Here is a 6,872-nt window from a genome sequence, read left to right as displayed (position 1 = left end):
GGACGCCCACGGGTCAGGTCGCCGCTGCGATACACGCGGCTGCCGGGCTTGCCGAACGGGTCCGGCACGAAACGTTCGGCGGTCAACGCCGGACGCTCCAGGTAACCCCGGGCCACGCCCTCGCCGCCCAGGTACAACTCACCGGCCACGCCGATGGGTTGCAGGTTGAGCTGCGCGTCCAGCACGTAGCCGCTGCGGTTGCCGAGCAAAGTGCCGATGGGCGCGTAGACGGCGCCGCACGGGTCACCCTTGCGCGCCTTCCACAGCAGCGGCGTGACCACGGTTTCGGTGGGGCCGTAGCCGTTGAACAGGTAGGTCGGCTTCAGCGCGCGCCAGGCCAGGTCGTAGCTGGCCTGGGCCACCGCATCACCGCCGAAGCAGTACACCCGAACGGCTGGAGGGTTGCCGTCGCGTTCGGCGTGTTCGGCCAGTTGCTGCAGGTACACCGGTGGGAACACCGCCATGGTCACGTTGTGCCGGTGCATCTGTTCATAGGTGTATTCCGGCAACCATAGGCTGTCGTCGCGGATCAGCACGCTGGCGCCATTGATCAGCGGGTGCATCCAACCCTCGTGGGAACCGTCGAAGGCGAACGACATGAAGTGCAACTCGCAATCGGCCGGGCGGGTTTCATAGCGCTCACCGGTGGCGATGATGTGCGCCACCAGTGGCCCGTGGGACACCGCCACGCCCTTGGGCATGCCGGTGGAGCCGGAGGTGTAGATCACGTAGGCGAGGTTATCGCCGTCGAGGGCGACGTTCGGCGCCGCATGATTGTCGTCGGACCAGTCCTGCAGCTGATCCACTGCCAGGGCTTGCAGGCCTTGCGGAATCGGGAGGCGCTGTTGCACGGTCGAGTGGGTCAGCAGCAACCGCGAGCGGCTGTCCTGCATCATGTACAGCAGGCGATCACGCGGGTATTCGATATCCAGCGGCACGTACACGCCACCGGCCTTCAACACCGCGAGGAACGCCACCATGATCTCGGCACTGCGCGGCATGGCAATCGCCACGCGCACTTCCGGGCCGACGCCACGGGCGATCAGCGCGTGGGCCAGGCGGTTGGCCTGGCGATCCAGCTCGCCGTAAGTGAGCTGCTCGTCGGCGAACTTCACCGCCACCGCATCCGGGGTTTCCCGGGCACGGTCGGCCACCAGTTCATGCACCAAACGCTGGGCCGAGAAACCGGAGGCGCTGCCGTCCCACAGTTGCAGGATGTGTTGCTGCTCGGCGGCGTCCAGCAGGTTCAACTGGCCCAGCGGTTGCCGAGGGTTGGCGACCATGCCCTGCAGCAGGTTCTGCCAGTGGCGCGTCATGCGTTGCACGGTGCCGGCTTCGAACAGGTCCTGGGCATAACCCAGGGTGGCCCAGATGCCTTCGGTGGACTCCTGAATGTCCAGGTCGAGGTCGAAATGCGCGGTCTTGCTTTGCCATTCCAGCCCTTGGACCAGCAGGTGCGGCAGGTGCTGCTGGACCTGGGCCTGGCCGACGTCGGTCTGGTGGTTGAACATCACCTGGAACAGCGGATTGTGGCTCAGGCTGCGTTCCGGTTGCAGGGCTTCCACCAACTGTTCGAACGGCAGGTCCTGATGGGCCTGGGCCTCAAGCGCGCGTTGCCTGGTTTGTTGCAGCAACTGCTCGACGCTCATCTGGCCGTGCAGGTCCGCCTTGAGGACCTGGGTATTGACTAAGAAGCCGATCAGCCGCTCGGTTTCGCTGCGGTTGCGGTTGGCGATGGGCACGCCGACGCGGATTTCTTCCTGGCCGCTGTAGCGGTGCAGCAGGGTCTGGAACGACGCCAGCAGCAACATGAACAGGGTCACGCCCTGTTGCCGGGCCAAGGCCTTGAGCTGTTGGCTCAGCTCGGGGTCCAGCTCGAAAGCCAGGCGTGCGCCGCGATGGCTTTGCACGGCGGGACGCGGGTGGTCGAACGGCAACTCCAGCACACTTTGCTCGCCGCCGAGCATTTCGCGCCAGTACGCCAGCTGACGGTTCTTCTCGCCCGCCTCCATCCAATTGCGCTGCCACACGGCATAGTCGGCATATTGGATCGGCAACGCCGGCAGCTGCACTTCCTCGCCCTGGCTGTAGCCCGCATAGAGCTGCACCAGTTCTTCGACCATCACCTGCATCGACCAGCCATCGGAGACGATGTGGTGCTGCACCAGCACCAGCACATGCTCACCAGCAGCCACGCGCAGCAGCGACACACGCAGCAACGGGCCGTGTTCCAGGTCGAACGGCTGCGCGATCTGCGCCTCGACCTGCGCCTGGAGTTCAGCCTCGTCGACATCGGCGTGAGCGATCTGCAGCGACGCCGATGGCGCGATCACTTGCACTGCACGCTCATGCTCCTGGCGCAGGCAGGTGCGCAGGCTTTCATGCCGGGCCAGCAACGCATCGAAACTGCGCTGCAACGCGCCCAGGTCCAGTTGCCCTTTCAGGCGCAACGCACTGGGAATGTGGTAGGCGGCGCTGTGCGGCTCCAATTGCCAGAGAAACCACTGACGCTCCTGGGCATACGACAGCGGCAAGGCGTGCTCGCGCCCGACCGGCAGCAACGGCGGTGCGCTGGGCGCCAGGCTGTCCTGGGCCTGCAGTGCCGCAACAAATGCATCCAGCCGTGGGTGCTCGAACAAGGCCTTGAGCGGCACCTCGCGCTGCAGCGTCTGGCGAATGCGCGACACCACTTGCATCGCCAGCAGCGAATGCCCGCCCAGTTCGAAGAAGTGCTGGTTCAAACCGACGTTGTCGGTGCCGAGAATATCGGCCCAGATCGCAGCGATCTGCTGTTGCAACGCGGTGACCGGCGCCTGCCAGTCCTGGAGCGCCGTGCTGGCGTCCGGTTTGGGCAGTGCCTGGCGGTCCAGCTTACCGTTGGGGTTGAGCGGCATGCGCTCGAGGAAGATCAGGTGCGCCGGCACCATGTAGTCCGGCAGCTGTTCGCGCAGGGTGTTCATCAAGCGTTCGGCTTCACTCGACGGTTGCGCGGGCACCAGGTAGGCCAGCAGTTGGTTGTCGACAGCCAGCACCAGCGCTTCGCGCACGCCGTCCTGGGCCAACAGCACGGTTTCGATCTCGCCCAGTTCGATGCGGAAGCCGCGCACTTTCACTTGATGGTCGACCCGCCCGACATACTCCACCACCCCGTCGGCGCGATAACGCGCCAGGTCGCCGCTGCGATAAAGCCGCTCGCCGCAGGCACTGAACGGGTTGGCGACAAAACGCTCGGCGGTCAGGCTCGGGCGCCGCAGATAAGCGCTGGCCAGGCCGCTGGCGCTGGCGATGTAGAGTTCGCCTACGGCACCGACAGGCAGCAGATTCAGGTCGCGATCCAACACATACAGCCCACGCCCGGGTAGCGCGCGGCCGATGGGGCTGGCGGTGACGCCGCTGATTACGTCGGGGTCGGTGCAGTCCAGCACGCTGGAGACCACGGTGGCCTCGGTCGGCCCGTAGGTATTGAGCAGCCGCACATGGCCCAGGCCCGCCCGTTGCCACAACAATGGACCGTCGAGGGGCATGGCTTCGCCGCCGATATGCATCTGGCGCAACGCCCCGTAAGGCCGCGCACCCGCCGCCAGGCAATCCTGCAAGAACAGTTTCCAGTAGGCGGTCGGCAAGTCGGCCAGGGTGATGCCCTGCTCGATGATCTGCCGATACAACTCGGCACCGTCCCACAGTTGCGGGCCACGCAGCACCACCGTGGCACCGAGGGTCAGGGCCGGGTACAACTGCTCGACGAAGCCGTCAAAATTCAGGGTAGCGAACTGCAATACCCGGTCTTGCGCGACCAGTTGCGAATAGTCGGCGGCGATGCAGGCGAACTCACTCAATGCGCCATGGCTGATGGCCACGCCCTTGGGTTTGCCGGTGGAACCCGAGGTGTAGATCACGTAGGCCAGGCTGTGCGGTTCGAAAACAGCCGGTGGATTGTGCTCATCACACAGCGCCAACTGCGCCTGGACCAGGTCGATTTCCACGGCCACCGCGTGCGCCGGCAATGGCAGGCGATCGCGCAGGTGCGACTGGGTCAGCACCAGGCGCACATCGCTGTCCTCGAGCATGTGCACCAGACGCTCGCGGGGGTACTCAGGGTCCAGCGGCACATAGGCCGCGCCGGTCTTGAGCACCGCCAGCAAGCTGACCACCATGGCGAAGGAGCGCTCCACGGCGATCCCGACCAAGGCTTGGGAGCCGATACCCTGGGCGATCAAGTAGTGCGCCAGGCGGTTGGCCTGGCGGTTCAGTTCGCCATAGCTGAGGGCCTGGTCGTCCAGGGCCAGGGCCTGACGTTCAGGCTGCGCGGCGGCCTGGTCTTCGAACAGCAGATGTACGCCTTGCAATTGCCGGGCGCAGGCCGGAGCGTTCCAGTCCTGAAGCATGCGTTGCTGCTCGGTAGCATCCAGCAGCGAAAGCTCGGCCAGACGCCTGCGCGGATCGCTGACGACCGTCTGCAGCAACTGCTGCCAGTGCTGCACCAGGCGCTCGATGGTCGCTGAGTCGAACAAATCGGTGGCGTAATTCAACGCCGCCCACAGCCCTTCGGCCGACTCATGGGTATCCAGGCTCAGGTCGAAATGCGTGGTCTGGCTGTCCCAGTCCAGCTCCACCACGCGCAGGCCAGGCAGTTGCTGGCCGTCGCGCCCGCCCTGGGCGTCGGTCTGATAATTGAACATCACCTGGAACAATGGGTTGTGGCTCAGGCTGCGCTCAGGCGAGAGCGCCATCACCAATTGCTCGAACGGCAGGTCCTGGTGGGCCTGGGCTTCCAGGGCGCGGCGCTTGGTCTGTTGCAGCAACTCGACAAAGCTCATCTGCCCGTCCAGGTCAGCCTTGAGCACTTGGGTGTTGACGAAAAACCCGATCAGCCCCTCGGTTTCGACGCGGTTGCGGTTGGCAATCGGCACGCCGACGCGGATATCCGACTGCCCGCTGTAGCGGTACAACAAGGTCTGGAAGGACGCGAGCAGCAGCATGAATGGGGTGATGCCTTCTTGCTGCGCCAGGCGCTTGAGACCGGCGACCAGTTCGGGCTGTAGATGCAGCTCCAGGCTCGCGCCGCGATGGCTTTGCTGCGCCGGGCGCGGACGGTCCAGCGGCAGTTCCAGCACCGGCTGTTCACCGCCCAGCAGCGCCTGCCAATAAGCCAGTTGCCGCGCCCGCTCTCCCGCTTCCATCCAGCCGCGCTGCCACAGGGCGTAGTCGGCGTACTGAATCGGCAGCTGCGGCAGTTGCAGGTCCTGGCCCAGGCTGTAGGCGGCATACAACTGCACCAGCTCCTGCACCATCACCTGCATTGACCAGCCGTCGGAGACGATGTGGTGCTGCACCATTACCAGCACATGGTCATCTTCAGCCAGTTGCAGCAAGGTCACGCGCAGCAGCGGAGCCTGGTGCAAATCGAACGGCCGCGCCACCTCCGCTTCCACCCGTGCCATCAACTGCGCTTCGTCGATCTGCGCGTGTTGAATCTCGACCCGGGCCTGGGGCAGCACAGCCTGCCACAAGTGCTCGCCCTCCTCGACCAGTTGGGTGCGCAGGCTCTCGTGTCGGGCCAGCAGGCTGTCGAAGCTGCGCTGCAGTGCCGCCAGGTCCAAGCGACCGTGCAGGCGCAAGGCGCCGGGGATGTGGTAAGTGGCGCTGCCGGGGTCCAACTGCCAGAGAAACCACTGACGCTCCTGGGCATAGGACAGCGGCAGGCGTTGGCCGTCCTCACGGATTGCAGCAATCGGCAGTTGAGCGAAACTCATGCCCCGGCTTTGCAGGCGCTGATAAAACTGCTGGCGCTGTTCCAGAGGCAAGCGAAGAAAGCGCGACACCAGGTCGATGTTAGGGTTGGAAAGCATGGTTCAAATCGCCTCTAGTTCGCTCAAAAAGTCACGAAGGTCATCAAAATCTTCCACGCTGCCGGCGCGGAAAGTGGCTGCGGCCTGCACGTAGGCGCGCAGTGATTCGGTCTGGAACAGTTCCATCAGCGGTACGTCCAGGCCCAACTCGGCCTGCACCCGCGAGGTGATCTGGATGGCCAGCAGGGAATGCCCGCCCACTTCGAAGAAGTTGTCGTTCAGGCCCACTTGCGCCAGGTGCAGCACGTCGGCCCAGATCGCGGCGATCTGCTGCTCCAGTTCGGTGTGCGGCGCCACGTACTGTTGCTGCATCTGGCTGGCATCCGGCAACGGCAGGCCCTTGCGGTCGAGCTTGCCGTTGGGGGTCAGCGGCATCTGTGCGAGGAACACGAAGTGCGCCGGCACCATGTAGTCCGGCAGGCCGCTTTTCAGGGCGCGACGCAGGCTGTCGCGGAATTCGGTCTGGTCGGCCAGGGTCGCATCGGCCGGCACCACGTAGGCCACCAACTGCTTGCCGGTCGAACCTTCCTGGGCCACCACCACGGTTTCGCCGACGCTGTCCTGTTCACGCAGACGCGCTTCGATTTCGCCGAGTTCGATTCGGAAACCGCGAATTTTCACTTGATGGTCAACGCGACCCAGGTAATCCACCACGCCATCGGGACGCCCACGGGTCAGGTCGCCGCTGCGATACACGCGGCTGCCGGGCTTGCCGAACGGGTCCGGCACGAAACGTTCGGCGGTCAACGCCGGACGCTCCAGGTAACCCCGGGCCACGCCCTCGCCGCCCAGGTACAACTCACCGGCCACGCCGATGGGTTGCAGGTTGAGCTGCGCGTCCAGCACGTAGCCGCTGCGGTTGCCGAGCAAAGTGCCGATGGGCGCGTAGACGGCGCCGCACGGGTCACCCTTGCGCGCCTTCCACAGCAGCGGCGTGACCACGGTTTCGGTGGGGCCGTAGCCGTTGAACAGGTAGGTCGGCTTCAGCGCGCGCCAGGCCAGGTCGTAGCTGGCCTGGGCCAC

The 6,872-nt window shown here is 65.2% G+C and carries 2 protein-coding genes; both read right to left on the bottom strand.

What is annotated here, in order from left to right:
* On the bottom strand, positions 1–5,822 hold a 5,822-nt coding region (locus tag BFP96_RS06090), incomplete at its 3' end, for an amino acid adenylation domain-containing protein (RefSeq protein WP_371914764.1).
* 30 nt (positions 5,823–5,852) lie between these two features.
* The coding region (locus BFP96_RS06085; RefSeq protein ID WP_139113349.1) for a phosphopantetheine-binding protein at positions 5,853–6,872 on the bottom strand (1,020 nt) is incomplete at its 5' end.

This window comes from Pseudomonas sp. 34 E 7 (assembly GCF_900005715.1).
Lineage (GTDB): Bacteria > Pseudomonadota > Gammaproteobacteria > Pseudomonadales > Pseudomonadaceae > Aquipseudomonas > Aquipseudomonas orientalis_A.
The sequence above is the reverse complement of the archived record's forward strand: the minus strand, read 5'-3'. Positions and strand labels throughout refer to the sequence as shown.